Source organism: Microbacterium sp. LS_15, from assembly GCF_041954735.1.
In the GTDB taxonomy this organism is placed as follows: Bacteria; Actinomycetota; Actinomycetes; order Actinomycetales; family Microbacteriaceae; genus Microbacterium.
The window spans coordinates 155,202-179,704 of record NZ_JAVAYD010000002.1 but is presented as its reverse complement, the minus strand read 5'-3'; the positions used below and the strand labels follow the sequence as shown (position 1 = coordinate 179,704).

General features: G+C 67.0%; 27 protein-coding genes and 1 tRNA gene. 16 read left to right on the top strand and 12 right to left on the bottom strand.

Translation table 11 applies throughout. The annotated features are described in order from the left end of the window. Positions 1-49 precede the first annotated feature (49 nt). Positions 50-1,549 (bottom strand): APC family permease, encoded by a 1,500-nt coding sequence (locus RAC69_RS04945; RefSeq protein ID WP_375085551.1) that lies wholly within the window; start codon positions 1,547-1,549, stop codon positions 50-52. Between the two features lie 201 nt (positions 1,550-1,750). Between RAC69_RS04945 and RAC69_RS04940 the strand changes: the two genes are divergently transcribed. From RAC69_RS04940 to RAC69_RS04915, 6 genes are read left to right on the top strand one after another with little or no spacing between them, the layout of a single operon-like run. Next, positions 1,751-2,827 (top strand): phosphotransferase, encoded by a 1,077-nt coding sequence (locus RAC69_RS04940; protein ID WP_375085550.1) that lies wholly within the window; start codon positions 1,751-1,753, stop codon positions 2,825-2,827. Then, positions 2,824-3,585 carry an SDR family NAD(P)-dependent oxidoreductase gene (locus RAC69_RS04935; RefSeq protein WP_375085548.1) on the top strand — a complete coding sequence of 254 codons (762 nt, stop codon included), beginning with the start codon at positions 2,824-2,826 and terminating at the stop codon, positions 3,583-3,585. Before RAC69_RS04940 ends, RAC69_RS04935 begins: the two co-directional genes overlap by 4 nt. Positions 3,586-3,631: 46 nt before the next feature. After that, positions 3,632-5,002 carry an aldehyde dehydrogenase family protein gene (locus tag RAC69_RS04930; RefSeq protein WP_375085546.1) on the top strand — a complete coding sequence of 457 codons (1,371 nt, stop codon included), beginning with the start codon at positions 3,632-3,634 and terminating at the stop codon, positions 5,000-5,002. Between the two features lie 34 nt (positions 5,003-5,036). Beyond that, positions 5,037-5,939, top strand: a complete 903-nt coding sequence (locus RAC69_RS04925; RefSeq protein ID WP_375085544.1) for an alpha/beta fold hydrolase — start codon at positions 5,037-5,039, stop codon at positions 5,937-5,939. Then, positions 5,936-7,450, top strand: coding sequence for a flavin-containing monooxygenase (locus tag RAC69_RS04920; RefSeq protein ID WP_375085542.1), 1,515 nt, complete (start codon positions 5,936-5,938; stop codon positions 7,448-7,450). The genes RAC69_RS04925 and RAC69_RS04920 overlap by 4 nt, the downstream gene beginning before the upstream one ends. A gap of 7 nt (positions 7,451-7,457) precedes the next feature. After that, positions 7,458-8,564: an alcohol dehydrogenase catalytic domain-containing protein gene (locus RAC69_RS04915; RefSeq protein ID WP_375085541.1), complete on the top strand. Its 1,107-nt coding sequence runs from the start codon at positions 7,458-7,460 to the stop codon at positions 8,562-8,564. Positions 8,565-8,630: 66 nt separating this feature from the next. Here the strand turns inward: RAC69_RS04915 and RAC69_RS04910 are convergent, their stop codons facing one another. Next, complete coding sequence (locus RAC69_RS04910) at positions 8,631-9,392, bottom strand: glucose 1-dehydrogenase (RefSeq protein ID WP_375085540.1); 762 nt, start codon at positions 9,390-9,392, stop codon at positions 8,631-8,633. Further along, positions 9,389-9,829, bottom strand: coding sequence for an ester cyclase (locus tag RAC69_RS04905; protein WP_375085539.1), 441 nt, complete (start codon positions 9,827-9,829; stop codon positions 9,389-9,391). Before RAC69_RS04905 ends, RAC69_RS04910 begins: the two co-directional genes overlap by 4 nt. Positions 9,830-9,982: 153 nt before the next feature. On the opposite strand from RAC69_RS04905, the gene RAC69_RS04900 reads away from it, so the two are divergent. From RAC69_RS04900 to RAC69_RS04885, 4 genes are all read left to right on the top strand, one after another. Further along, complete coding sequence (locus RAC69_RS04900; protein WP_375085537.1) at positions 9,983-10,756, top strand: electron transfer flavoprotein subunit beta/FixA family protein; 774 nt, start codon at positions 9,983-9,985, stop codon at positions 10,754-10,756. Between the two features lie 8 nt (positions 10,757-10,764). Continuing rightward, entirely contained in the window at positions 10,765-11,718 is a 954-nt protein-coding gene (locus RAC69_RS04895; protein ID WP_375085535.1) for an electron transfer flavoprotein subunit alpha/FixB family protein, read from the top strand. 704 nt (positions 11,719-12,422) lie between these two features. Then, positions 12,423-13,151, top strand: coding sequence for a cytochrome b/b6 domain-containing protein (locus RAC69_RS04890; RefSeq protein ID WP_375085533.1), 729 nt, complete (start codon positions 12,423-12,425; stop codon positions 13,149-13,151). A 3-nt stretch (positions 13,152-13,154) separates the two neighbouring features. After that, a complete protein-coding gene (locus RAC69_RS04885) occupies positions 13,155-13,292 on the top strand; it encodes a hypothetical protein (RefSeq protein WP_375085532.1) in 138 nt (45 codons plus the stop codon). A gap of 134 nt (positions 13,293-13,426) precedes the next feature. On the opposite strand, the gene RAC69_RS04880 is transcribed toward RAC69_RS04885, so the two are convergent. The 3 genes from RAC69_RS04880 to RAC69_RS04870 form a co-directional block, all read right to left on the bottom strand. After that, positions 13,427-14,461: an aldo/keto reductase gene (locus tag RAC69_RS04880; RefSeq protein WP_375085531.1), complete on the bottom strand. Its 1,035-nt coding sequence runs from the start codon at positions 14,459-14,461 to the stop codon at positions 13,427-13,429. A 24-nt stretch (positions 14,462-14,485) separates the two neighbouring features. After that, positions 14,486-14,902, bottom strand: a complete 417-nt coding sequence (locus tag RAC69_RS04875; RefSeq protein ID WP_375085529.1) for a DUF1761 domain-containing protein — start codon at positions 14,900-14,902, stop codon at positions 14,486-14,488. 78 nt (positions 14,903-14,980) lie between these two features. Then, positions 14,981-15,436 (bottom strand): VOC family protein, encoded by a 456-nt coding sequence (locus RAC69_RS04870; RefSeq protein WP_375085528.1) that lies wholly within the window; start codon positions 15,434-15,436, stop codon positions 14,981-14,983. 97 nt (positions 15,437-15,533) lie between these two features. Here RAC69_RS04870 and RAC69_RS04865 point away from each other — a divergent pair, with 97 nt between their 5' ends. Continuing rightward, on the top strand, positions 15,534-16,535 hold the full coding sequence (locus RAC69_RS04865; protein ID WP_375085526.1) for a helix-turn-helix transcriptional regulator: 1,002 nt from the start codon (positions 15,534-15,536) through the stop codon (positions 16,533-16,535). Between the two features lie 80 nt (positions 16,536-16,615). Here the strand turns inward: RAC69_RS04865 and RAC69_RS04860 are convergent. Then, positions 16,616-16,689 (bottom strand) — tRNA-Gly (locus RAC69_RS04860). Between the two features lie 92 nt (positions 16,690-16,781). Between RAC69_RS04860 and dcd the strand changes: the two genes are divergently transcribed. Together dcd and RAC69_RS04850 are read left to right on the top strand one after the other, a co-directional pair. Then, the gene (gene dcd, locus RAC69_RS04855; RefSeq protein WP_096714482.1) at positions 16,782-17,387 is read left to right on the top strand and encodes a dCTP deaminase; all 606 of its coding nucleotides are present in this window, start codon (positions 16,782-16,784) and stop codon (positions 17,385-17,387) included. A gap of 1 nt (position 17,388) precedes the next feature. Further along, entirely contained in the window at positions 17,389-17,907 is a 519-nt protein-coding gene (locus RAC69_RS04850) for a hypothetical protein (RefSeq protein WP_375085524.1), read from the top strand. Positions 17,908-17,934: 27 nt separating this feature from the next. Here RAC69_RS04850 and RAC69_RS04845 read toward each other — a convergent pair whose 3' ends face one another. Beyond that, positions 17,935-18,366 (bottom strand): DUF6069 family protein, encoded by a 432-nt coding sequence (locus RAC69_RS04845; protein WP_375085523.1) that lies wholly within the window; start codon positions 18,364-18,366, stop codon positions 17,935-17,937. Between the two features lie 83 nt (positions 18,367-18,449). Between RAC69_RS04845 and RAC69_RS04840 the strand changes: the two genes are divergently transcribed. Next, positions 18,450-19,034 (top strand): TetR/AcrR family transcriptional regulator, encoded by a 585-nt coding sequence (locus tag RAC69_RS04840; protein ID WP_375085522.1) that lies wholly within the window; start codon positions 18,450-18,452, stop codon positions 19,032-19,034. Between the two features lie 105 nt (positions 19,035-19,139). Here RAC69_RS04840 and RAC69_RS04835 read toward each other — a convergent pair whose 3' ends face one another. After that, a complete protein-coding gene (locus RAC69_RS04835) occupies positions 19,140-19,772 on the bottom strand; it encodes a hypothetical protein (RefSeq protein ID WP_375085520.1) in 633 nt (210 codons plus the stop codon). Positions 19,773-20,085: 313 nt separating this feature from the next. On the opposite strand from RAC69_RS04835, the gene RAC69_RS04830 reads away from it, so the two are divergent. After that, a complete protein-coding gene (locus RAC69_RS04830) occupies positions 20,086-20,445 on the top strand; it encodes a MarR family winged helix-turn-helix transcriptional regulator (protein ID WP_375085518.1) in 360 nt (119 codons plus the stop codon). An 87-nt stretch (positions 20,446-20,532) separates the two neighbouring features. On the opposite strand, the gene RAC69_RS04825 is transcribed toward RAC69_RS04830, so the two are convergent. Next, positions 20,533-20,769 (bottom strand): hypothetical protein, encoded by a 237-nt coding sequence (locus tag RAC69_RS04825; protein ID WP_375085517.1) that lies wholly within the window; start codon positions 20,767-20,769, stop codon positions 20,533-20,535. An 80-nt stretch (positions 20,770-20,849) separates the two neighbouring features. Between RAC69_RS04825 and RAC69_RS04820 the strand changes: the two genes are divergently transcribed. Further along, positions 20,850-22,085 carry a DUF222 domain-containing protein gene (locus RAC69_RS04820; protein ID WP_375085516.1) on the top strand — a complete coding sequence of 412 codons (1,236 nt, stop codon included), beginning with the start codon at positions 20,850-20,852 and terminating at the stop codon, positions 22,083-22,085. Here the strand turns inward: RAC69_RS04820 and RAC69_RS04815 are convergent. Then, entirely contained in the window at positions 22,082-23,017 is a 936-nt protein-coding gene (locus tag RAC69_RS04815; RefSeq protein ID WP_375085514.1) for a cation diffusion facilitator family transporter, read from the bottom strand. The two genes, RAC69_RS04820 and RAC69_RS04815, sit on opposite strands and share 4 nt — an antisense overlap. Before the next feature lie 40 nt (positions 23,018-23,057). Then, positions 23,058-24,467, bottom strand: a complete 1,410-nt coding sequence (locus RAC69_RS04810) for an MFS transporter (protein WP_375085512.1) — start codon at positions 24,465-24,467, stop codon at positions 23,058-23,060. Positions 24,468-24,503: the final 36 nt, after the last annotated feature.

Genomic DNA, 24,503 nt, shown 5'->3' with positions numbered 1-24,503 from the left:
CGAATTGCGAGCCGGCGCGGCCCCAGGAGGTCGCGCCGACTCGCAGGGCTCAGTTCTCGCGTACCTGCTCCAGCGAGGACTGCGCGTCCGCGCCCAGCGGCGCATCACTATCGGTACGGGCCTCCATCTCATCAGCGAGAATCTCCGGGTCGACGGGGTCACCTTCGACCCGGCGGCGACGCAGCCACCAGACGAAGGGAACGAGGCCGACGACAACGGGGATGATGAACAGCCAGTACGAGACGCGCAGCCCGGCGAAGACGGGGTTGGTGAGGTCGGATGGCCATTGCAGCGCGATGAGAGCACCCGCGGCGGAGATCAGAGCGACGATGTTGACGGGCATGCCCCAGCGCCCCAGGTTGAAGCCGCCCGTGATCCGTCGACGCGGCCACCCTTTTAGGCGAGCGACGAACAGGGCAGCGATGAGAAGGAAGTACGCGACGTAGATCGCTGACGTCGCCCCCGCCGCCAACGCCGAGATCGTCTGCGCGATGAGCAGCGGGATGGCGGTGAGGATGCCGACCGTGATGATCGACACGGTGGGAGTGCCGCGGAAGGTGCGAGCGAGCACGGAGCCGCCGGGCAGCTGATTCGCGCGGGCCATTCCGAACAGCTGGCGGGAGACAGCCGTGAAGAAGGCATTGCAGCCGAGGATCTCGATCACGAGGAGGAGAACGAGGTACACCTTCGCGGCCCAGGAAGGCAGCCATGCGTCCATGATGTCCGTGAGGGCTGTCGGGCTGTCGATGATCGTGTCGACATCAGGGATGGCGAGGATTACGACGACGAGGAAGAAGACCCCGATGAGGACGGTCATGCCGAAGGCGATGAGCACGGCCTTCGGGGCGACCCGACGCGCGTCCTTCGTCTCCTCGCCGACGGCGCCTGCCGATTCGAAGGTGAACATCACCCAGAGGGGCATGAAGATACCGCCGAGGAGAAGCATGGGTATCCAGTCGGTGAAGGACTCCGCGTGGCCCAAGTCGAAGAAGATCGTGAGGGGCTGGTGCTCGCTCGCGATGAAGAGCCATGCCGTCAGGCCCACCGCGATGATGAGCTCGAACACGACACCGATGAAGATGATCTTCCCGAGCAGTTCGATCCCGAACGCGTTGACCACGGTGGCGAGAACGATCATGCCCAGTGTGATCAGAGCCGCTTCCAGAGGCGAGAACTCGATCCCGAGGAGGGGGCCGACGGTGAGGGGCACGAGGAAGTACCACCCGGTGAGCGCCCAGCACTGCGCGAACAGGTACAGCCACCCGATCCACCACCCGAGCCGGGTGCCGGCGACGCTGGCGCCCCAGTGATAGAAGGCACCGGCGAGAGGCATTCTCGAGGCGAGTTCCGCCCAGAGAAGACACATCGCGAGCACGCCGATGGCGACGAGCAGCCAGCCCCAGAACATCGCGGGACCGGAAGTGGAGATGGCGAAGTTGAACAGGCTGTAGATGCCCGCAGTCGCGCCGACCGTGGAGAACGCGAGAGATGCGGTCTCACGGAGATTGAGTTTTCGAGCAAGCTGCCCGGATCGGGTTGTATGGGGCATGGTACCTTCCTTGGTATCGCCAAGCTAACAATCGTTAGGTATAGTGAGTATGGGCCAGTGATCAGCGATGATCAAGGGTTTGAGCGGCAATTTACACATCCGACACAAAGCACGTGCAAGATAGAGACGAGATCGCCGAAGATCCGTGAGCGGCTCAACCTAACGAAAGTTAGGAACTGGCATGAGGCAAGCGAGGAACCAATGACGTACACACTCAGCTTCGAAGATGGCATCGGCGACGCCCTGCGGCAGCGCGTGCACGAGACGCTGGACGCTCTCGATGTCCCCGAGGTCCGAGGCCCCGTAGACGTGCGGGTGCTTGACGGGGGGGCGATGAACCAGAACTTCGTCCTGCGGACGCTTTCGACCGATCTCGTCCTGCGGATCGCCGGTGTCGAGGTCGACCGTTTTGGCGTCGACCGAGCACAGGGTCTCGCCGCGCACCGAGAGTGGCAGACAGCGGGGATCTCTCCTCGGCTGTATGCCGCGACGCTCCCGAGCGGCGACTGCGTCTCGCAGTTCCTCAACGCTCGCACGCTCGACCGCGCCATCCTGCAGCAGCTGGGCACCCTCGAGGCGTGCGTTCGTGCATTGAACGTCGCTCACCACACCTCGACGGTGGGCGGAGCGTGGTCGATCTTCGATGACATCGACCGTTACCGCACCCTTGCAGAAGAAGAGCGGCTCGCGCTTCCGGAGGACTTCTCCCGCTTCGTCGTCGCATGTGACGCCATCGAGCTGTCGCTGTCGACAGCAGAGATCCCGGATGTCATGGCACACAACGACCTGCAGCTGCAGAACTACCTGCTGGCAGAGGACGGCGCCTGGATCATCGACCTCGAATACGCCGCGCCCGCCAGCCCCTACCTCGACCTCGGCATGCTGTACGGCTACGGCGAGTTGAACCCCGCGCAGCGGGACTCGCTGCTCGAGACGTACTTCGGGTTCGTACGCGAAACCGACCAGCACCGTCTGGAGCTGATGCACTTCGCCGCCGCCCTGCGCGAGGCGATCTGGTCGGTCTGCGCGCAGCCCACGCTCGGTGAAGCGACGGGGTGGAGCTACGCGGACTGGGCGCTGCGGTTCTTCGAGAAGGCGCGGGCGGTCATGTCAGATCCCGGATTCGACGACCGGGTCGCGCGTGCAGGTCGCGCCCAGGATGACGACCGCGCGTTCGAGAACGCCGCACGGCTCGCCGAAGCGAACGCCGGAATCTTCCGCGCTCGCGCGCTGGGTGGCGAACTCAGCGCCGCCATCTCGACGGGCGCGATCCGATGACCGCGACACGGGTCGCGCTCGTCACCGGCGGCGGCAGCGGCGTCGGACGGGCGACGGCAGTCAAGCTCTCCCGTGAGGGATACCAGGTGGTCATCGTCGGTCGCGACGGTGCAAAGCTCGACGAGACCGCGACGCTCGCCGAAGGAATCGTGGCGATCCCGGCGGACATGGGCTCCGAGACAGAGGCCTCGAGAGTCGTTCAGGAGGTCGAGGACCGCTTCGGTCGACTCGACGCCCTCGTCAACGCGCACGGAGTCATCGGACCGGTGAAGCCGCTCGAAGAGCTCGACGAGAACGACTGGCTGAGCACCATCCAGATCAATCTCATGGGTCCCATCCGAGCCCTCTCGGCCGCGATCCCCGCCCTGGAGCGCGCCGGTGGCGCTGTCGTCAACGTCGTCTCGATCAACGCCCTTCAAGCTGAACCCTGGGTCGCGCCGTACGGCGTCACCAAATCGGGACTCCTCGGATTCACACAGTACGCAGCCATGGAGCTCGCCGGCCGAGGTGTCCGTGTCAACGCGGTCCTTCCCGGGTGGGTCCGAAGCCCGATGTCGGATCCGTTCTTCGACGAACTCGGCCTGGCCGGGAAGAAGATTTCCACCAACCTTCTCGGCCGACCGGCCGAGCCAGAGGAGATCGCCGAGGTCATCTCGTTCCTGGTCGGTCCCGGTGCCAGCTTCATCAGCGGCGAAGGAATCGTCGCGGACGGCGGCCAGAGGATCGCCCTCGCCCCGCTCCGCGCGGCCGACGACTGACCCCACTCCCATATCCCCTCACCATCTCGAACTAGGAGACACCTCGATGTCGACCATCACCGTCATCAACCCCGCAACCGGACAGGCAGACGCGCACTGGGACTACAGCACCGACGCGCACATCACCGACGCACTCGACCGGGCAGACTCCGCGTACCGCGAATGGCGCACCTGGAGCCTGGCCGAGCGCACGCAGGTCCTTCGCAACTTCGCCGCACTCGTCGAAGAACGACGCGAGGAGATCGCCGAGGTGATCTCTCGCGAGATGGGAAAGCGATTCGCGGACGCGAAGGGCGAACTGCAGTACGCCATCGACATCCCGCGATACTACGCCGACAACGCGGAGGAGTTCCTCGCCGACGAGGCTCGCGAGAGCAACACCGGTGGACGCGCAGTCGTCCGGAAGTTCTCGACCGGCGTCATCCTCGGAGTCATGCCCTGGAACTACCCCTACTACCAGGTCGTCCGCTTCGCGATCCCGAACCTCGCCGCGGGTAACACCGTGATCGTCAAGCACGCGTCTCAGAACCCAGAGTCCGCCGAACTCATTGAAAAGCTCTTCCTCGAGGCCGGCCTCCCGGACGGCGCATACATCAACCTTCGTCCGTCTCATGCCCAGGTGGAGACGATCATCGCCGACCCGCGCGTGCAGGGCGTGTCCGTCACTGGTTCCGAGGCCGCCGGATCTGCCATCGCGGCGACCGCAGGTAAGCACCTCAAGAAGGTGCTGCTCGAGCTGGGAGGCTCCGACCCGTACCTCGTCCTCGACACCGACGACATGGCCTCTGTCGCCTTCCACTGCGCGAAGGCGCGGATCAGCAACAGCGGCCAGTCCTGCAACGGCGGCAAGCGATTCATCGTCCTGGACGCCCTCTACGACGACTTCGTGGAGCAGTTCACCGAACAGCTGACGGCTTTCACGCCGGGTGACCCGTTCGCCGAGGATGCAGGCTTCGGGCCGCTCAGTTCCGCAGCCGCCGCGCAGGAACTCGCCGAGCAGGTCGAAGACGCGACCAGCAAGGGTGCCACGCTCCGTCAGGGCGAGACCGGCGACGGTCAGGGGGCCTTCTTCCCCGCATCCGTCCTGACGGACGTCACCCCTGAAATGCGGGCGTACTCCGAAGAGCTCTTCGGCCCCGTCGCGGTCGTCCACCGTGCACGCGACATCGCGCACGCGGTCGACCTCGCGAACGAGTCGCGCTTCGGCCTCGGTGCCGCCGTCTTCCACCGCGACCTCGCCGTCGCGGAAGAGGTGGCCAACCGTCTCGAAGTGGGGATGGTCTGGGTGAACGAGCGCGAGGGCGGCGGTCCCATGCTGCCCTTCGGTGGCGTCAAGGCATCCGGCTTCGGCCGCGAGCTCGGCCCGGACGGCATCGGCGAGTTCATCAACCGCAAGCTCATCCACCTTCCCGCCTGACTCGGCGGACGAACGAGTCGGAGGTTCATCTCTCATGTCCATCTACCCGGGTGCGGTGCGCCTCACGGTTCGGCACGACGGCGTGGACGCCGTCGTGCACGACGGCGGTGTCGAGAACGGGCCTCCCATCGTCCTGCTACACGGCACAGGAGGACGGGTCGAGACACACTTCTTCACCGTCTATCCGATGTTGGCGTCCCGCCATCGTGTCATCGGCATCGACCTGCCGGCTGCCTCCTCGACGGGGGAAGCACTCTCCGTCGAGGAGCTGGCGGCTCACGTCTGGGCCGTGATCGAGGAGCGTGCGCGCGGACAGCGCGTGGCGCTCGTCGGGTACTCCCTCGGGTCATCGGTGGCGGCTGTCGCGGCCGCCACCCGACCGGCCGATGTCGACAGCCTCGTGCTGCTCAACGGATGGGTTCAGACCGACAACGCCCTGCGGTTGAGATTCGAGCTGTGGCAGCAGCTGTACTCACGTGGGCTTCGTGACGAGCTCGCACGTTTCATGCTCATGAGCGTCTACAGCCGCTCCTACCTCGACTCGATCCCCTACGTCGGTCCACGCCCGTGGGCTCAGGTCGAGCAGATGCTCGACGACTACTCGGTCGGACCGGGAAGCGAGCAGCAGGTGCGTGTCAACGCGGCTATGGACCTCACACGTGTCCTTCCGCGCATCACCGCCCGCACCCTCGTCATCGGAAGCATCGACGACCAGTACATCCCTTTCGTGCACAGCAAGGAACTGTTCGGCGCCATCAGCGCGGCGTCCCTCGCCGCCATCGGCGGTGGCCACGGATCGGTCACGGAGCGTCCTGCGGAGGTCTTCCACCTCGTTGACCGTTTCGTCCGCGATCCCGCGGCATACCCCGCGGGGAGCATCGTCGGGGACGATTCGGTTCTTCAACTCGCGGCACTCAGACAGGAGCAGAGCGCATGACCGAGAACGACACCCAGTTCGCAGGCGCCACCGAGGACGACGTCGATGTCATCATCATCGGCACCGGCTTCTCAGGGCTGGGGCTTGCCGCGCAGCTGAAGAGGCGGGGGAAGGACTCCTTCGTCGTGCTTGAGCGAGCGAGCGACGTGGGGGGCACGTGGCGGGACAACACGTACCCCGGAGCCGCGTGCGACCAGCCGTCTCACATGTACTCGTTCTCCTTCCGTCTCAATCCGGAATGGAGCAGCATCTTCTCGGCGCAGCCCGAGATCTGGGAGTACCTGCGCGAGACCGCGAGGCATGAAGGCATTCTTCCGCACGTCCGCTTCGACACGGAGGTGATCGAAGCCGAATGGGTGACCGACGAGAACATCTGGGTCGTGCACACCAGTCGGGGCGATTTCCGTGGACGTTTCCTCGTGAGTGCGGCGGGGCTGCTCTCGGAACCGAAGCTGCCCGACATCGCCGGGCTCGCTGACTTCCGGGGAGACCTCTTCCACTCCGCGCGGTGGGATCACGACACCTCTCTCGAAGGCACACGCGTGGGCATCATCGGCACCGGAGCATCCGGTGTGCAGATCATCCCGGAGCTCGCGAAGATCGCCGATCACGTCGACGTCTTCCAGCGAAGCGCTCACTGGGTCACCCCGCGCGGTGTCCACGAGTACACCGCCGTGGAAAAGGGGATGTTCCGCAAAGACCCCGAAGCGCTGCAGCGTCTGCGGACGCAGATGTTCTGGGAGAACGAAGAGCGCTTCGCGGCCAGAGCAGCAGTACCAGCCCTGCTCGACAAGCTGCGCGGCGTCGCGCTGGCTCTGTTGGAAGAGCAGGTCCCCGACCCTAAGCTGCGACGCAAGCTCACCCCGACCTTCGAGATCGGGTGCAAGCGCATTCTCAAGTCGAGCAACTACTACCCCGCTCTGATGCAGGAGCACGTGGACCTGGTCACCGAAGGCATCGACCACATCGACGCCACCGGCATCGTGACGAAGGACGGCGTCCACCACGACCTCGATGCGCTCGTGCTGGCGACGGGGTTCGAGGCGACGGACCTCCCCATTGCGCGGAGGATTCGCGGCGAAGGTGGCAGGTTGCTGTCGGAACGATGGGCGAACGGCGCGGAGGCGTACAACACGACCTCCGTGAGCGGCTTCCCCAACTTCTTCGTCATCGGGGGGCCCAACACCGGCATCGGCCACAACTCCCAGGTCTACATGTTCGAGTCGCAGATCGAGCACATCCTCGGATGCTGGGATTACATGACCGTGCATGGAATGACGCATATCGAAGTACGCACCGACGCAGAGGATCGCTTCCGCGATGGGCTCGACAGGCGTTCGGCGTCGACGGTGTGGTTCACCGGTGGATGCGACAGCTGGTACATCGACCCCCGCAACGGACGGTTGACCACCCTCTGGCCGGACTACTCGCACATGTTCCAGGAGGAGATCGCTCCCTTCGACCCCGACGCGTACGTCATGTCCACGCATGCCGTCGAGCAGGATGCGTGAGCACGCCATGAAAATCACCGGTGCCGTCCTGGCCGACGCAGGCGTCGAGCGTCCCTACGCGCGATCCCGTCCTCTCCACGTCGAGGAGATCGAGCTGGATCCGCCGCGCGCCGGCGAGATCCTGGTCCGCATCGAGGCCGCAGGGCTCTGCCACTCCGACCTCTCCGTCATCAATGGCTCGCGCCCTCGTCCCCTGCCGATGCTGCTGGGCCACGAGGCTGCCGGCATCGTCGTGGGTCTCGGTCCCGATGTGGACGACATCACGGTCGGTGAGCGGGTCGTCATGACCTTCCTCCCGCGGTGCGGTGAATGTGAGGCATGCGCGACAGACGGCCGCGTCGCCTGCAGCGTCGGCAGCGCGGCGAACAACGAGGGCGTACTCCTCGGCGGAGGCCGTCGACTCCATCGAGACGGCGAGCAGGTCAACCATCACCTCGGCGTCTCGGGTTTCGCCGATCACGCCGTCGTGAGCCGCAGGTCCGTGGTGGCCGTGCCGGACGACCTGCCCGCAGACCTCGCCGCCGTGCTCGGTTGCGCCGTCCTCACGGGAGGCGGCGCCGTGCTCAACGCGGCTGAACCGGAACCGGGGGAATCCCTCGCCGTGATCGGGCTGGGAGGTGTCGGTATGGCAGCTCTCGCCGTCGCCGCGGGTATCGAAGGTGTCCGCACCGTCGGCATCGACATGTCGCGCGAGAAACTCGACACCGCACGCGCGCTCGGCGCGGACGAGGTGTACACGCCGGACGAGGCTCTCGACGCGGGCATTCGGGTGTCCCATGCCGTGGAGGCCGCGGGTCACCCCGCCGCATTCGAGACCGCGCTCGCGCTGACGAAGGCGGGCGGGCGGACGGTGACCGTCGGGCTTCCAGCGCCGGATGCGCGGGCCTCGATCTCCCCGCTGCTCCTGACAGCTGAGGCTCGCACCATCATCGGCAGCTACCTGGGTTCCGCCGTCGCGGAACGCGACATCCCGATCTACGTGGAGATGTGGCGACAGGGGCGTCTGCCGTTGGAGCGGCTGGTTTCCGGGCACATCACGCTCGACCAGATCAACCAGGGCATGGACGATCTCGCAGATGCGAAGGTCCTGCGTCAGATCGTGACGTTCGTGTAGAGGCTGAGGTCTCACCGGCCCTGCACACTCATGGAGGCCCCGACCGAGTCGGGGCCTCCATGAGTGTCAGCGAGCCGCGATGAGCCCGCCATCGACGACGATCTCGGCGCCGGAGACGAACGAGCTATCGTCCGAGACCAGGAACAGCACAGCTCCCGACACCTCATCGGGTGCAGCTCCTCGACGAAGCGGTGTCGCAGCGAGGAAGTCCTCGAGAGCGGATGCGGGCAGACCGCTCAGCTCCGTTTCGAGCATGGGGGTGTAGACCACACCCGGGTGGACGCTGTTGACGCGGATGCCGGCCGGGCCGTGCGTGGCTGCCGCGGCTTTGGTCATCACGGTGACCGCACCTTTTGATGCGGTGTAAGCGACGTACCCCGATGTTCCCACAAGCCCGTACACGGATGAGATGTTGACGATGGAGCCTGCTCCCTGACGCTGCATCACGGGTACGACGTGCTTCATGCCCAGGAACACTCCCTTGGCGTTGATCGCCATCGTCCGGTCCCACTCCGCCTCCGAGGTCTCGACAGCATCAGCGAGCTGGACGACCCCTGCGTTGTTCACAAGGAAGTCGATGCGCCCATGATCGGTCATCACATCCGTGACGAGTGCCGACCAGGCATCCGCGGATGTGACATCGAGAAGTCGACCGAGCGTGCGGTCAGGCGTTGCTGCCGTCGTGCGCTCGAGACCCTCTTGGTCGATGTCTGCGGCGTACACGGCCGCTCCCTCGCCCGCCAGACGTGTCACGTGAGCGGCGCCCATGCCGCCTGCTGCACCGGTGACGATTCCCACACGCCCTTCGAGGCGTCCGTGCGCACTCATCGCAGCTGCGATTCGATCCACCCGGTGTCGTAGGCGAGCGTCTCGTGGCGCACCTTGGTGTTGTCCTCGTTGCAGCGGTAGATCGCCACCGCCGTGTACGAGATCCGGCGGCCGGTGGGCGCGTGGCCCATCAGCTCACCGGTGTGATCTCCGCTGATGTCGAGGACCATGGTCGAGACGTGATCAGTGTTGATGATCTCGTTCGGCACGATCCGGATGTTGGAAAGACCTCCGAAGAACCCGTGGCAGAAATCCCAGAGCTCGCTCAGGCCATGAACGACGTCCGACGTCGAGGTGTCCTCCAGGATGCAGTCGTCTGTGAACAGCTCGCAGATCGCGTCGGACATCCGGTCGAGCCACCCCTCCTGGGACGGATCGGCCGAGGCGATCAGTTCGAACTCGCGGAGCATCGGAGCGCTGGGTGCGGGGATGGACATGAACTCTCCTCAGGTTGGCTAACAACTGTTAGTGGCTTACAGTAGTCATCAACGGTCCAACTCGCTAGAGCGGTTCATAATGAGCTAACGCTCGTAAGTCAGGCGCCGGACTATCCGCCAAACGCAGCGCTCGTCATCGGGAGGAAGAGCGACATGAAGATCGTGGTCCTGGTCAAAGAGGTTCCGGACACATACGGAGATCGTCGTCTGTCTCTCGAGACAGGCTTGACCGACCGAGCTGAGGGTTCGGTGCTCGACGAGATCTGCGAGCGCGCAGTGGAGGTGGCGGTGTCGTACGCGGGGACCGCTGCTGACGTCGAGGTGGTCCTCCTGTCGATGTCCGCCGAAGGCGCGTCGTCGTCCGTTCGAAGAGGCCTGGCGATGGGCGCCACGTCAGCAGTCCAGGTGCGTGATGACGAGCTCCTGGGCGCCGACCTCAGTTTGACCGCCGAGGTGCTGGCCGCTGCGCTGCGGCGAATCGGATTCGATCTCGTCATCGCCGGGAACCAGTCCACTGACGGCGCGGGGGGAGTGATCCCTGCGATGGTCGCCGAACTGCTCGACGTGCCGGCCGCTACCTACCTGTCATCCGTGCGCATCGAGGACGGGGCGGTCTCCGGCATCCGCGCATCGGATGCCGCCGACGTCTCCCTCCGCGCTGAGTTCCCGGCCGTGATCTCCATCACGGAGAGTCTGCCCGACCCGCGTCTGCCGAACTTCAAAGGCATCATGGCCGCGAAGAAGAAGCCGTTCGAGACGCTGACTCTCAACGATCTCGACGTCGCCCCGCTCGCCCCGGACGCCTCCCGCTCGATTGTCATCGATGTGAGCGAGCGTCCTGCCCGCGCAGCCGGACGCAAGATCGTCGATGAGGGGCAGGCGGGCACCGAGCTCGCGACCTTCCTGCGCGAGAACCGACTGGTGTGAGGTGGACTGTGAACTTTCCCTCTGATTCGATCCTGGTCGCCCTGGAGGCCTCACCGGCGGGCACCCTTCTGAATTCGGCGGCTGAGCTCTTGGGCGCGGCCGCGTCCATCGGCACGCCCGTCGCACTCGTGCGTGGTGACGAGAGCCTCGCCGCTGCGGCGGCGGAACGAGGAGCGGCCATCGTGCTCGTCGTCGAGCACGCCGGCGACCCCGTCGACTGCTTGGTCTCTGCTGCGGAGGCTGTGAGCCCCGACGCCGTCTTGATCTCCAACAGTGTCGAGGGCCGTGAGGTGGCAGGGCGCTTCGCGGCGCGACGTCGTGCCGCCATCGCCGTGGATGCGGTCGGCGTGGAAACGGACGCGGAAGGGATCGTCGCCCACCACTCCGTGTACGGCGGCGCGTACGAGGTGCGTTCGGCACCGACATGGGGCGCTCCCGTCATCACGCTTCGCGAGGGCGCCGTGGAGGCGCGTGCGGGGGCGGTCGCTCAGCCGCGTACCGAGACGCTCTCCGTCACCGCAACGGCCAGACGCACGGCGGTGGTCGAATCTGTGGAGCCGCGGATTCTGCAGACATCCAGGCCCGAGTTGCGCGGAGCGACGAAGGTCGTTTCGGGCGGACGGGGGTTGGGCTCGACTGAACAGTTCGCTCTCGTCGAGCAGCTGGCGGATGTTCTGGGGGCGGCAGTCGGTGCCTCCCGAGCCGCCGTCGATGCCGGGTACGTGCCCCATTCCTTCCAGGTTGGCCAGACAGGTGTGGCCGTATCGCCGCAGCTCTACGTGGCGCTGGGAATCTCGGGTGCCATTCAGCACAAGGCGGGCATGCAGACAGCGAAGACCATCGTGGCGGTCAACAGCGACCCGGATGCACCGATCTTCGACATCGCAGACTTCGGCATCGTGGGCGATCTCTTCCAAGTGGTCCCCCAGCTGATCGCAGCACTCGAGACGCAGAAAGTATGACGAACACAGGCATCGTGCTCAGGCGCGGTCTGCCTCGACGGGAAGGTGGCGCCCCGTGGCCGCCTGAGACGGCGGCGCCAGCAGGATCTCATACGCACCCACGGCGAGAGCCTGGGCGGCCTGACAACTCGGCTACCTCATTCGAGGCCCACGACGCCCGAGTCAGGTGGCGCCGTGGGCTGCCCCGAGTCGCTGGAGGTGAGGGCTGGCCCCCTGTCTCAGCTGAACTGTCCGGGGCCGTAGCTCAGGCGACTGCGGCAGTGCAGCCGCGCTCGCGTCGCGGACTCCCTCGAGTGGCTGGCGGAGAACCCTGGCCGCCCGAGGTCTCGATACGAAGGGCAGAAGGTGACGGGTCTCGTCACCCGCTCGCCGCCGTCGGGCCTGTGCCGAGCATGTCTGATACGCGTGGTCCGACGGGGGAGCTCCTCTCGGAGCCCATCCGTCACACGCGGACCGCCTGGGCAGGGACGCGGGACCGCAGCGGGGCACTCCCCAACGAGGACTCCGTGATGCGGAGATCGTCGGCGCGACTGGTGCTGGCGAAAAGGGCCGTCCTCGGAGCTGCCGCGTTGACGTTCCTCGCGGGCATGGCTGTCCTGGCATCCCGGATCGTGCTGTCGACGTCTTGGGGGGCGGACTTCCTCGCTCAGTACCCGGGCGAGTACCACCTGCCAGAAGCCGCCCCTGTCGGCGTGCCAGGGTGGATGGCCTGGCAGCACTTCTTCAACGCGTTCCTCATGGTGCTGATCATCCGCTCAGGTCTCCAGGTGCGAACGGAAAAGCGTCCGAGCGTCTCGTGGTCCCCGAGGTGGAACCCGCAACGAAAGATCAGCCTCACTATCTGGTTCCACCAGGCGTTGGATGTCCTGTGGCTCACGAACGGGTTCGTGTTCGTGATCCTCCTGTTCGCGACAGGTCAATGGATGCGCATCGTCCCGACCAGTATCGACGCGATCCCCAACGCCATATCGGCTGCTTTGCAGTATGCCTCGCTGGATTGGCCTACGGAGAACGGCTGGGTGAACTACAACGCTCTACAGCAGATCGCCTACGGGCTCACCGTGTTCGTGGCTGCGCCTCTCGCCGCGATCTCTGGCGTTCGCATGTCCGGCATCTGGCCGGTAAAGGCTCGGCGTCTTTCGCGGCTCTACCCGGTCGAGTGGGCACGGGCCATCCACTTCCCCGTGATGCTCTACTTCGTCGTCTTCATCGTGATCCACGTCATCCTGGTCTTGGCGACAGGCGCATTGCGGAACCTCAACCACATGTACGCCGCACAGGGGTCCCCAGATCCGACCGCCTATGCGGACAACTGGCTCGGATTCTGGCTCTTCGTGTGTTCGCTCGCCGTCATCGCCGCTGCGTGGGCAGCCGCGCGACCACTCGTTCTCGCCCCCATCGCGCGACTCTTCGGAAGCGTGAGGCGAGGGTGAGGGGTGATCTACGGGCAGGAGTGCATCACGGCCGACGTGGAGATCGTCCCCGCCACCGACGTGAACGGCGCCATTCAGCGCCTCGAAGAGGGTGACATCCGCTACCGCTTCGTGCTGGATTTGCAGGGCGGGCTCGGATGACTAATCTTGCGGCTGCTCGTCGAGGCCCCTCGGCGATGGCCTTCCAGTTGAACCGTAGCTTCGACAACGCGGCGCTCGAGTATCTCTCGAGCGCCGCCTTGCCACACAAAATGGAGTGATAGCGCGCGTTCGTTCTACGCCGCTGAGCGCGCCCCCAGGCGTCGGCGCCGGAGGGCCGGATCAAGGAGTGAGGCGGGCACGTAGCCCACGTCACTGACCCCGACATCCGTGCCAGGGGGCACCACCTTGTCGATCTGATCGAGAACGTCGTCGTCGAGTTCGACGACGGCACCCGCCAGGAGGTCATCGAGCTGCTCTGCAGTGCGTGGGCCGATGATCGCGGACGTCACCGAGGGGTTTGCACTGATGAATGCGAGGGCCATGTGGGTCATCGAGATTCCTGCGCGTTGGGCCACGGGTGCCAGGCGTTCGACAGCATCGAACTTCTGGGGGTCGGTCATGTGGCGGGGGCCCCATTTCGCACGGCTCGAAGACACGGACGCGCCAGTCTCCCCGAGATACTTACCCGTGAGCAGGCCCCACGCCAGCGGACTCCACGTGAGCACACCAAGGCCGTGCCGGTCGCATACCGGGAGCACCTCGCGCTCGATTCCCCGAGCGAGGATCGAGTAGCTCGGTTGCTCGGTATGCAGTTTCACCCTGTTGCCGCGCTCGGCGATCCACATCGCCTCGACGATGTCGGACGCGACGAAGCTCGAGGACCCCACAGCGCGAATCTTGCCGCTTGTAACGAGGTCGGTCAGCGCGGACAAGGTTTCATCGAGGTCGGTCAAGGGATCGAAGTGATGGATCTGATAGAGGTCGATGTGATCGACACGGAGTCGTCGCAGCGAGTTCTCCACCGCCGAGACAATCCACCGACGCGACGCCCCGCGGTGATTGAGGTTCTCGCTCATCGGTCCACCGAACTTGGTCGCGAGAATGACGTCGTCTCGACGACCTCGAAGAGCGGAGCCGAGGATCTCTTCGGTGGCGCCGCCGCCGTAGACGTCCGCGGTATCGACGAAGTTGATCCCCGCATCGAGAGCGCGGTGCACGATGCGACGACAGTCGTCAGGGTCGGGTGTTCCGACAGGTCCGAACATCATGGTTCCCAGGCAGTAGGGGCTGACCTGCATGCCGGTGCGGCCGAGTGGTCGCAGGTGCATTGGAGTGGTCCTTTCTCGAGACGGTCACTGCCAGGCGGTGAGGATGACGCACGCGATTACCGTGCACACGATGAAGTACGGCGCGTTGATGAGCGTGTAGAGCAGTGGACGCGGGAAGTTCGGGTTGATGGCGATGGTCAGAGTCTGCGCGACCAGGTATCCGATGGCGATCACCAGCGCGAACACCACGCCGTCTCCGACGGAGTCGATGTCGAGCGCGCGCAGCAGGACGGCGCTCGTCGTTACGACCAGAAGGCTCGAGACGAGGGGACCGACGATGAAGAGGGCGCCCGGTCGGGGCAGTTCGCGATCCTCGTTGCCGAGGGCGACGCGGTACGGGGTGCCGACGACGGCGGTGAAGTAGACACCGCCGAGGACTGCGAAGACGAGAGTGGAGGCGATGACGGCGAGCCAGTTGATCTCGGGGATGACAGAGAGCACAGAAGGATCTTTCGTTAGGAGGGAGATGGGGAGCATCGGCCGCGGCGACGGCTTACGGTCGCCGCGGCCCTTGAGGATTTAGGACGCGGTGACGCTCGCGCTCCACGTGACGCCGAACCTGTCGGTCAGCATCCCGAAGCCGGCGCTCCATGCGGAGGCTGCCAGCGGCTCGATGACTTCTGCGTCCTCGGCGAGGCGGTCCCAGTAGGTCTGCAGCTCGTCGAGGGTCGCTGCGCTGATCGAGACGAAGACGGCCTGGTCGGTGATCGTCGTGTTGTTCTCACGGCGAGTCGATCCGCCGCCGGCGAGGCCGGAGGCCGCGTTTCCGGGGATGTCGTACGCCATGACGCGGAAGCCGTTCTCCGCGGCGACGAGACCGAAGACGACGTTGTCCGCTCCGGGGAGTTCGGCGGGCATCCCGAAGTCCGCGTAGGTGTTGACGACGACGTGGCCTCCGAAGACGGAACCGTAGAAGTCGAGTGCCGCGCGGGCATCGCCGCGGAAGTTCAGGTGAGTGGTGGTCTGGACGGTCATGACGCTCCTTGGTGATGAGAGGGCGGGTTGCCCTGTACCAAGAGAGTGACAGTCCATTAGGTCAGTTTCTGTCCGGTTGCGCGATTATCCTCGACATATGTCGTCAACCACCACACGGCTCCTCGAATTGCTCTCGCTGTTGCAGACGACGCGCGAGTGGCCAGGGCCGGAGCTGGCATCGCGTCTGGGTATCAGCGACCGCACCGTACGGCGCGACATCGACCGGCTTCGCGACATGGGATACAACATCCGCGCCACGCACGGGTCCGATGGCGGGTATCGTCTGCAAGCCGGAAGTGAGCTGCCGCCGTTGCTCTTCGACGAGGATCAGGCGCTCGCTGTCGGAATCGCACTCCAGACGGTCGTCGGAGTGGGGGTGAGGGATGCGGCGGAGCGGGCCCTGCTGACCATTCGCCAGGTGATGCCGTCACGCCTGCGGCATCGTCTCGACGCCGTCGATGTCGTCTCCATCGCCTCGCGACCCGGTGCGGCGTCCCCGCACACCGTGTCACCCGACGTGCTGGTCGCGCTGTCCACAGCCATCTCCTTCTCTGAGGTCCTCAGGTTTGACTACGCGAGCCGAGAAGGATCCGAGCGAGACGACCCCACTCGCCCCGCCCGGCGGGTGGAGCCGCATCGGATCGTCACATCACACGGGAACTGGTACCTCCTTGCGTGGGACCTCGACCGTGACGACTGGCGCCTCTTCAGTGCCGACCGCATCACTCCCCGCGTTCCGACGGGACCCCGCTTCACGCCCCGCACGGTCCCCGGAGGCGACGTCGAAGAATTCGTGGCCGCTCGGTTCAAAGGCTCCGACACGAATAAATGGCCATGCCGCGGATCCGTCATCCTCGACCTCCCTCTGCGCGAAGTGCTCCCCTTCGTCGGCGACGGTCGAGCCGAGGCCCTCGACGACGACCGATGCATCCTCACCGCAGGATCCTGGTCGTGGGGTTCGCTCGCCGCCGCCCTCGGTCGATTCGAGGTGCAGATCGAGGTCATCGAACCCACCGAGCTCCGCGACGCGTTCGCCACTCTCGCGCAGCGGTATGCCCTGACGGCGACGGGAGGCGGAGAGGTTACGGCTACTCCGTGAAGACTGAGTCGCTCCGATGACCCTTGAAAACTTCAGTCTGAAGAGGGTCCGGAATGTCCGGGATAGCTTTGGAAATTACATGGAGGGGCTGACGGGAATCGAACCCGCGCTGTCTGCTTGGGAAGCAGAAGTTCTGCCATTGAACTACAGCCCCGTACCCGTTCCGAAGACCGGGTGATCGCAAGCCTACCCGCCAGGCACGTCACGACCAAAGCGTCGCGCCGACGCGGCAACTAGGCTGGTGCCGTGCTTCTCAGCGATCGCGACATCAGGGCAGAACTCGCATCAGGCCGGATCGGCCTGCAGCCGCACGAGCCGGAGATGATCCAGCCGTCGAGCGTCGATGTGCGCCTGGACCGCTATTTCCGCCTGTTCGACAACCACAAGTACCCGTTCATCGATCCGTCGGTCGATCAGCCGGAGCTGACGCGGCTGATCGAGGTCGACCCCGACGAGCCGTTCATCCTGCACCCGGGGGAGTTCGCGCTGGGGGCGACGTTCGAGCAGGTCACGCTCGCAGACGATGTGGCCGCGCGTCTGGAGGGCAAGTCGTCGCTGGGGCGCCTCGGGCTCATCACGCACTCGACCGCCGGCTTCATCGACCCCGGCTTCACGGGGCACGTGACGCTCGAGCTCGCGAACGTCGCGACGCTGCCGATCAAGCTGTGGCCGGGCATGAAGATCGGGCAGCTGTGCTTCTTCCGCCTGACCTCCCCGGCCGAGAACCCGTACGGGTCGGGTCCCTACGGCAACCGTTACCAGGGGCAGCGGGGGCCGACGGCATCCCGGTCGTTCCAGAATTTCCACCGCACGGACGTCGGGGTCACGGATGTCGGAGCCCTCGGAGGCTGACATGAGCGACGACAGCACACGCCCGCAGGACGACTCGGCGGATGCTGTCGCGCCACCGCCCGCGACGCCGGTTCCCGACGAGCTGCTCGCCGCGCCTCCGGCATCCGACACTCCTGTCCCGGAGGGGCTGCTGACGCCGCCCCCGGCATCCGACACCCCCGTGCCCGCGGCGCTGCTGACGCCTCCGCCCGCCGACATCGCACCCGCGGACGCTGTGATCCCCCCTCCGCCGGCGGATGCCGAGCTGCCGGCGACCCGCAGCGCTCGCCGCCGTCCAGCCGTGCTCGCGGACGATGCTCCGTCGGCGGTCGCCGACGACTGGGCCCGTCCGTCGGTGGCGCCGCAGGATCCGGACCGCGGGTCGTATCGCGGCCTCGCGGTGGCGGTGTTCGCGGTGCTCGTCCTGCTGCTGGCCGGCGCGATCGCGGGCGCGGCCTACCTCGCGACGTCGGTCGGGCTGCCGTTCGCGGCGGATGCCGTCGCCGCGCCGATCTCGACGGCATCCGCTCTCCTGGGCTGACGGGGTCGCGCCGCCGCTCTCCCTCTGTCAGCGCCTGCGCGCGGCGAGCGCGTACGCGGGGACGGCGACGGCCACGACGACGACGTGCATCACCATGAGCGCGATCACGGCGCCGGTGGTCGTGCCGGGGATGAAACCCAGCGCGAGCAGCAGCACGTCGGGGATGAACGAGGCGACCGTCACCAGCGGGACGAGGATCGACAGCGTCCGGCGCGGATCCTTCGCGCGCCGGGTCGCGAGTGACCAGCCGACCCACCCGGCGGCGACTCCGAGCGCGGTGAAGAGCCCGAACGCGGGCGGGGTGAGGGGTCCGTAGGCGGCGGGTGCGCCGGTCGCGATCGCGACGGCGGCGACGACGGCATTGAGTGCGATGGCGACGGCGACGGCGGCGGTGAGGATCAGCGCCGCGCGGGCGCGTGGCCGGGTCGCGGCGGGCTGTGCGGATGCGGTGGTGACCATGACGACTCCTTGCTCGAGGAATACGGTACTGATCAGTACCGCTATATACGGTACTGCTCGATCCCGGAATGTACAATGGGCACGTGGGAGCGGACGAGGCGAGCAGGGCGGCTGGTCGCCCGCGCGACCCCGGAGTCGAGGTGGCGATCCTCTCGGCGGTGCAGGACCTCCTCGTCGAGGCCGGGTACGACGGCACGACCATCGCGGCGGTGGCGGAGCGGGCGCGGTGCGGCCGGTCGGCGATCTACCGCCGCTGGGAGACCAAGGCCGAGCTCGTCGTCGCCGCGGTCCGCGCTCTGCAGGTCGCGACGGAAGCACCGGACACGGGCACCCTGCGCGGCGACCTGCTCGCCGCCGCAGGGCACTTCGCCGACGCCGACGAGCGGACAGCCACGGTACTCGCCGGCATCCTCAGCGAGATCGGCCGCGATGAGGAGCTGCGCACCGTCGCCTATCGGGTGATCGGCGGACCGCCTGTCGCCGTGCTGACCACCGTGATCGAGCGGTGGAAGGAGCGCGGCGAGGTGCGCCAGGATGCGCCCGTCGCGCTCATCGCCGGGATCGTGCCGACCGCGGCGTTCGGCAGCGTGAGTCTGCGCCGCCGCGCTCTCGATCCGGAGACGGTCGCGGACCTCATCGACCAGGTGGTGCTGCCGGCCCTGCGGTAGTCGCCGGAGTCGGTCGCCGTGCGGCGACGCAGGCGCGGGAAAGGTCGGCGGAGACGCAGAGAGCCCGACCCTGCGTGAGGATCGGGCTCTGCGAGGATGCCGTGGTCAGGCGTCGTGACCGCGACGGAAGCCGGCGTCGAAACCACGCTCGAACGCGTGGGCGGGGTGGCCGCGGTGGCCGCAGTCGTGGCCGTGCTCGCGCTCGAAGCCGTGACGCGGGTCGAAGCCGTGACGGTGCCCGAAGCCGCGGACGTGACCGAAGCCGCGAGGGCCGCCGAAGCGGTGACCGCGTCCGTGGCGGTGGTGCCGTCCGCGTCCGCGCGGGAGCGGCGATTCCTCGTCCCAGCCGAGTGCGCGTGCGATGCTCTCGAGGGAGGACATCGTCGTGGCGAGGTCGTCGGGGGAGACGGCGTCGGTGACCGTCGCGCGGATGCCGTCGACGAGGGCGCCGAGTCGGTCCTTGGCGGCGCGTCCCTCATCGGTGAGCGCCCAGCCGTCGCCGTCGGCGACCACCCAGCCGCGGTCGACGAGATCGTGCAGCTTGTGCGCCGTGAGCGGGCGGCGGGCGGGAGCCGTTCCGTCGACGACGTTCAGCAGCCGCCAGTCGCGTCGAGTCGCGTGCTCGCCGGCGAAGGCGGTCTCGAACTGCGCGGCCATCAGGCGGTCGACAGCCTTCAGCCAGTAGCCGAAGGGGCGGTCAGGGGTCTGCTCGGTGTTCTGTGTATCGGTGGTGTTCATGGGAAGTCCTTAGATGTCAGTGTGCATGTGCTTGTCACAGTGCATGTGTATGTAGTGTGACATGGACATGGATTACATGTCAAGTCGCATGTAAAATCGAGCTGTGACGACTTCAGACGAAGACCCCACCGAGGCGATCGCCCGCGCACTCTCGCGGCTGCGTGGAAGGCGTCCGGGAGAGTGGGGGCGGGGTCCGGGCGGGCATGGTCCGCACGGGTGGCACGGCGGGCCGCACCCCGACCACTTCGAGCACGGTCACCCGGGCCACTCGGTTCACTCGGGCCACACGGGTCGCGCGGGGATGCCGCCCTGGATGACCGACCCGTCGGGGCGCTTCGGCGGACCGGCGCGGATGCGGATGCTCGAGGCGCTCGCCGCGGCATCCTCTCCCTTGAGCGTGAGTGATCTCGGAGCCGCGATCGGCGTCGATCAACCCCGCGCGTCCCGCCTGGTCCAGCAGGGTGTCGCGCACGGGTGGGTGCGCCGCGAGGCCGACCCCGACGATGCGCGTCGGACGCGCATCGCGCTGACCGACGAGGGGCGCACCCTCGCGAATGGGATGCGCGGCGAACGACGAGAGATGCTGGGGAGCGCGCTGGCCGCGTTCACCGACGAGGAGCGGACCGAGTTGGCGCGGTTGCTCGGGAAGCTGGCCGACAACTGGGGTGCGTAGGCGCTTCTCTCCCATGGCTCTTCGGATGTGCCGGAACGGCGGACGCGAGTTTCGGAATACTGCTCTGAGCTGGGATAAATCATCCCGTTATCGGGTCCGAATGTCGGAGGCGACGGGTTGTATGGGGGTATGACATCCCGCACCCGCGAGCTCCTCGATCAGGTCGTCTCCGACCTGGATCGCGCGCTCGGCGACGACGCGCTCGCCGGAATGACCGACGATGAGCGCATCGCGGTCATCGCGTCCGCGGGCGCAGTCCTGCGTCGCGCGGAAGCCGTCGTCGTCGAGGCGCTCGCCACCGCAGACGCGGCCGATCTCCCGCACGCCGCCGGGTGTCGCTCGCAGAATGAACTGCTGCAGCGTGCTCTCGCGGTCGACGTACCGCCGCGACGCGCATCGGTCGGGTGGTCGGCCTCGTGCGGCGCGACGTCAACCTGCTGTCGGGCGAGCGGATGCCGGCGCGATGGCCCGCACTGCGCGATGCGTTCATCGACGGCAGGGCGGGAATCGCCGGGATGCTGGCGGCGACCGCACCGGTGGAGAAGGCGTGGGAGCGGCTCTCTGCCGACGAGCGAGCGGGTGCAGACGAGTGCCTCGCCCAGGCGGCGCGTGGGCGAGGCGGCAGGGATGCAGACGGTCCGGGTTCAGAGACTGGCGAGCGCGGTGATGCAGGCGGCGAGGGCGATGACGCTGCGTCGAGTGCCGATGACGGACCGGTGCCGACACCCGACGATCTCGCGTACCTCGCGCATGCTCTCGTCGCCGTGCTCGACCCCGACGGAGCCGAACCCGATGACCGCAACGCCCAGCATCGACGCGGGATCACGCTGGGTCGACTTCGCGACGGTGTGCGACCCATCCGCGGGTGGCTGTCGCCCGAGGTCGCCGCGCAGCTCGAAACCGGCATCGACGCGATCACCAACCCCACCGGAGCGGGGTCGGCGTCGCGCGTCGCGTTCCTGCCCCGCGACCCCGACCCGTTCGACTCGGATCCGTTCAACTCGGACCCTCGCGCGGTGATCGACGCGCGCACAGCGGTGCAGAAGCGTCACGACGCGTTCGCTGCCGTGCTCGCGATCGCCGCCCGGCACAAAGACATGCCGACTCTCGGCGGAGCAGCGCCGACGCTCGTCGTCACCGTCGACGCACGTGACCTGGAGGAAGGCGCGGGGTGGGCCACGCTGCCCGGCGCTCACGGTGACTCGCACGGCCAGATCCCGGTCGGGGTCGCGGCCCAGGTGGGCTGCTCAGGCACGATTCAGCGCGTCACCATGGACGCGGGCCGGATCGTCGGGATCGACAGCACGGACCGCGTGTTCACCGTGCACCAACGACGAGCGATCGTCGCACGCGACAAGGAATGTCTGATCCCCGGATGCCATGTCCCGGCGTCCTGGTGCGAGATCCACCACGTCACCGAACATGCCAGAGGCGGACCCACCCACACCGACAACGGTGTCCCCCTCTGCTGGTGGCACCACCGGTCACTCGACCACTCCGGGTGGGAGATCCGCATGAACGAGGGCATACCGGAAGTGCGCGGGCCTGCCTGGTGGGACCCGGAACAGCGATGGCGCGCGCCCCGGCTCAGCGTGCCGTCGCGACTCAGCGCGCCGCGCCCGTTCGCCCGAGCGTGTTAGACCGTGGCGACGCCCGCTGGCGCCCCGAAGTCGAGAGACGTCTCGTCGTCGACCGACAGCGACAGCACGACCGTCTCGACCACCGGGTGCGACTCGATCTGCCGTTCGACCTCGCGCAGGCGGCGGGCCACGTCGTGCTCCCGCGCGTCGCCCGCGAGGTCGACCTCCGCGACGATGAACAGTCGGTTCGGACCCACGTACTCGATATGCAGATACGTGAGTCGTTGGATCTGCGGCGATGTCAGCAGCGCGCGCCCCACCCGCTCCCGCAGTGCCGGCGACGCGTTCGACCCGATGAGGAACGCGATGTTCCGCCGGATGAGGATCAACGCCACGACACCCAGTAGCACGCCGACGAGGATCGACCCGACCGCATCCCACGCCGCGACGCCCGTGATCTGATGCATCGCGATCGCGCCGCCGGCGATGACGAGCCCGATCAGCGCCGCCGCATCCTCGAAGAACACCGCCCGAAGGGTCGTGTCGCTCGTCTCGAGCACGTAGTCCCACGTCGACGACCCCCGCTCTCGGGCGAGCTTCCGCGACCGCACGAGCGCCTGTGTGAACGACGCCCCCTCGAGCACGAACGCGATGCCGAGGATCGCGTACGCGATGCCGGGGCTCTCCACCGGGCCGGTGTCCGACAGCTCCTGCACGCCGTGCATGATGGACACGATCGATCCGGCGGTGAAGATCCCGAACGCCGCGACCAGCGACCACACGAACGCCGCGCGACCGTACCCGAGCGGATGCCGCTCGTCCTTCGCCTTCGCACCGTGCCGGTCGGCGATGAGCAGGAAGATCTCATTCCCGGCATCCGCCCACGAGTGCGCGGCCTCGGCGACCATCGACGCCGACGACGTGATCACGGCCGCCACCGTCTTGGCGATCGCCACGAGGACATTGGCGAGGAACGCGATGATGACCGTCACGCGGTCAGGCTACTCCCGTCCACGCCGGGGTGGGCGCGGGTCAGCGCGTCGTGGCCCCGACCGGCAGCAGCAGGAGGAACCCGGCGATGAGCACGATCACGATCCCGACGATGCCGAAGGCGGTCGCACCCGTGAGCACGATCAGCAGCGTCCACGCGCCTGACGACATCCAGCTCGCCGCGCGACCCGTCGTGGCGTACAGGCCGAAGATCTCACCCTCGCGTCCGGCCGGAGTGACGCGGGCGAGGAACGAGCGCGCTGCCGCCTGCGCGGGCCCCACGAACGCGCAGAGGAGCAGACCGCCGATCCAGAAGACGATCGTGCCGGCATCCACGAGGACGAACACGGCGAGACCGGCGAGGATCATCGAGGCGAGAGACACGAGGATGATGCGCTTCGGGCCGTAGGTGTCGTCGAAACGTCCCGCGATGATCGTCGAGACGCCCGCGATGAGGTTCGCCGCGATGCCGAAGATCACGAGCTCCAGGAACTCGAATCCGAACACCTGCCCCGCGATGATCGCACCGAATGCGAAGACGCCGCCCAGCCCGTCGCGGAACACCGCGCTCGACAGCAGGAACCAGAACGTGTTGCGCGTCTCGGGGTTGCGGTACAGGCCGACGACGTCCTTCACCAGCAGTCCGTACGATGCGAAGAAACCCACTCTCCGCTCCGGGCGGCCGAGCGACGGCTCGGGCACGTTGAGGAAGATCGGGATCGAGAACACGATCGCCCAGATCGCACAGCCCACCGCGATGATCCGGAACGGCAGCCCTCCGTCCTCCGGCAGACCGAACCAGTCGAGCATGTAGAACACGACGACCAGCACGAGCGCGAGGATGCCGCCGATGTAGCCGAATCCCCAGCCGAGACCCGAGATGCGGCCCACGGTCTTCGGGTTCGCGATGCCGATGAGCATGGCGTTCGAGTTCACGGCGGCGATCTCGCCGAACACCGACCCCGCCGAGATCAGCGCCACGCCGAGCCAGAACAGCGCAGGCGTCGGCTCGACGAACCACAGGCCGAACATGCACGCGATGAGCGCACCCGTGCCGATGCCGAGCCACAGCTTCTGCCTGCCGGCCGCGTCCGCACGCTGACCCAGGACGGGGGCGATGAGCAGGATCGCGATGCCCGCGATCGTCGACCCCAGCCCGAGACCCGACGCGAGGTCGGCCTCGGCCGCCAGCCGCACCGGGTCCTTCGCGTCGAGCGCCGCGATGTCCGCGGGCAGGAAAGCCTCGGTCGTCAGGTACAGCGCCGTGAAGATGAACGTGAGGATGACCGTGTTGAAAGGCTGTGTCGCCCAGTCCCACAGCGCCCACGAGAACACCTGCTTCCTCGGTGCGGGGGTGTCGCCGCGCAGGTCGAGGCCGATGACGCCGACCGCGCCGCTGTTCGCCGTCGCAGCGGGGTCGGGGACCGCGCTGCTCTGCGGGGATTCGCTCATCCTCGCAGTCTGGCGGCGCGCGGTGAACGGACGGTG

Excerpts from the sequence above, each read along its gene's own strand:
- RAC69_RS04940 (WP_375085550.1), top strand. The coding sequence starts at position 1,751 with ATGACGTACACACTCAGCTTCGAAGATGGCATCGGCGACGCCCTGCGG.
- RAC69_RS04830 (WP_375085518.1), top strand. The coding sequence starts at position 20,086 with ATGACCGACCCGTCGGGGCGCTTCGGCGGACCGGCGCGGATGCGGATG.
- RAC69_RS04835 (WP_375085520.1), bottom strand. The coding sequence starts at position 19,772 with ATGAACACCACCGATACACAGAACACCGAGCAGACCCCTGACCGCCCC.
- RAC69_RS04900 (WP_375085537.1), top strand. The coding sequence starts at position 9,983 with ATGAAGATCGTGGTCCTGGTCAAAGAGGTTCCGGACACATACGGAGAT.
- RAC69_RS04810 (WP_375085512.1), bottom strand. The coding sequence starts at position 24,467 with ATGAGCGAATCCCCGCAGAGCAGCGCGGTCCCCGACCCCGCTGCGACG.
- RAC69_RS04890 (WP_375085533.1), top strand. The coding sequence starts at position 12,423 with ATGGCCTGGCAGCACTTCTTCAACGCGTTCCTCATGGTGCTGATCATC.
- RAC69_RS04880 (WP_375085531.1), bottom strand. The coding sequence starts at position 14,461 with ATGCACCTGCGACCACTCGGCCGCACCGGCATGCAGGTCAGCCCCTAC.
- RAC69_RS04925 (WP_375085544.1), top strand. The coding sequence starts at position 5,037 with ATGTCCATCTACCCGGGTGCGGTGCGCCTCACGGTTCGGCACGACGGC.
- RAC69_RS04935 (WP_375085548.1), top strand. The coding sequence starts at position 2,824 with ATGACCGCGACACGGGTCGCGCTCGTCACCGGCGGCGGCAGCGGCGTC.
- RAC69_RS04845 (WP_375085523.1), bottom strand. The coding sequence starts at position 18,366 with ATGGTCACCACCGCATCCGCACAGCCCGCCGCGACCCGGCCACGCGCC.
- RAC69_RS04945 (WP_375085551.1), bottom strand. The coding sequence starts at position 1,549 with ATGCCCCATACAACCCGATCCGGGCAGCTTGCTCGAAAACTCAATCTC.
- RAC69_RS04905 (WP_375085539.1), bottom strand. The coding sequence starts at position 9,829 with ATGTCCATCCCCGCACCCAGCGCTCCGATGCTCCGCGAGTTCGAACTG.
- RAC69_RS04910 (WP_375085540.1), bottom strand. The coding sequence starts at position 9,392 with ATGAGTGCGCACGGACGCCTCGAAGGGCGTGTGGGAATCGTCACCGGT.
- RAC69_RS04850 (WP_375085524.1), top strand. The coding sequence starts at position 17,389 with ATGAGCGACGACAGCACACGCCCGCAGGACGACTCGGCGGATGCTGTC.
- RAC69_RS04865 (WP_375085526.1), top strand. The coding sequence starts at position 15,534 with ATGTCGTCAACCACCACACGGCTCCTCGAATTGCTCTCGCTGTTGCAG.
- RAC69_RS04870 (WP_375085528.1), bottom strand. The coding sequence starts at position 15,436 with ATGACCGTCCAGACCACCACTCACCTGAACTTCCGCGGCGATGCCCGC.
- RAC69_RS04930 (WP_375085546.1), top strand. The coding sequence starts at position 3,632 with ATGTCGACCATCACCGTCATCAACCCCGCAACCGGACAGGCAGACGCG.
- RAC69_RS04920 (WP_375085542.1), top strand. The coding sequence starts at position 5,936 with ATGACCGAGAACGACACCCAGTTCGCAGGCGCCACCGAGGACGACGTC.
- RAC69_RS04915 (WP_375085541.1), top strand. The coding sequence starts at position 7,458 with ATGAAAATCACCGGTGCCGTCCTGGCCGACGCAGGCGTCGAGCGTCCC.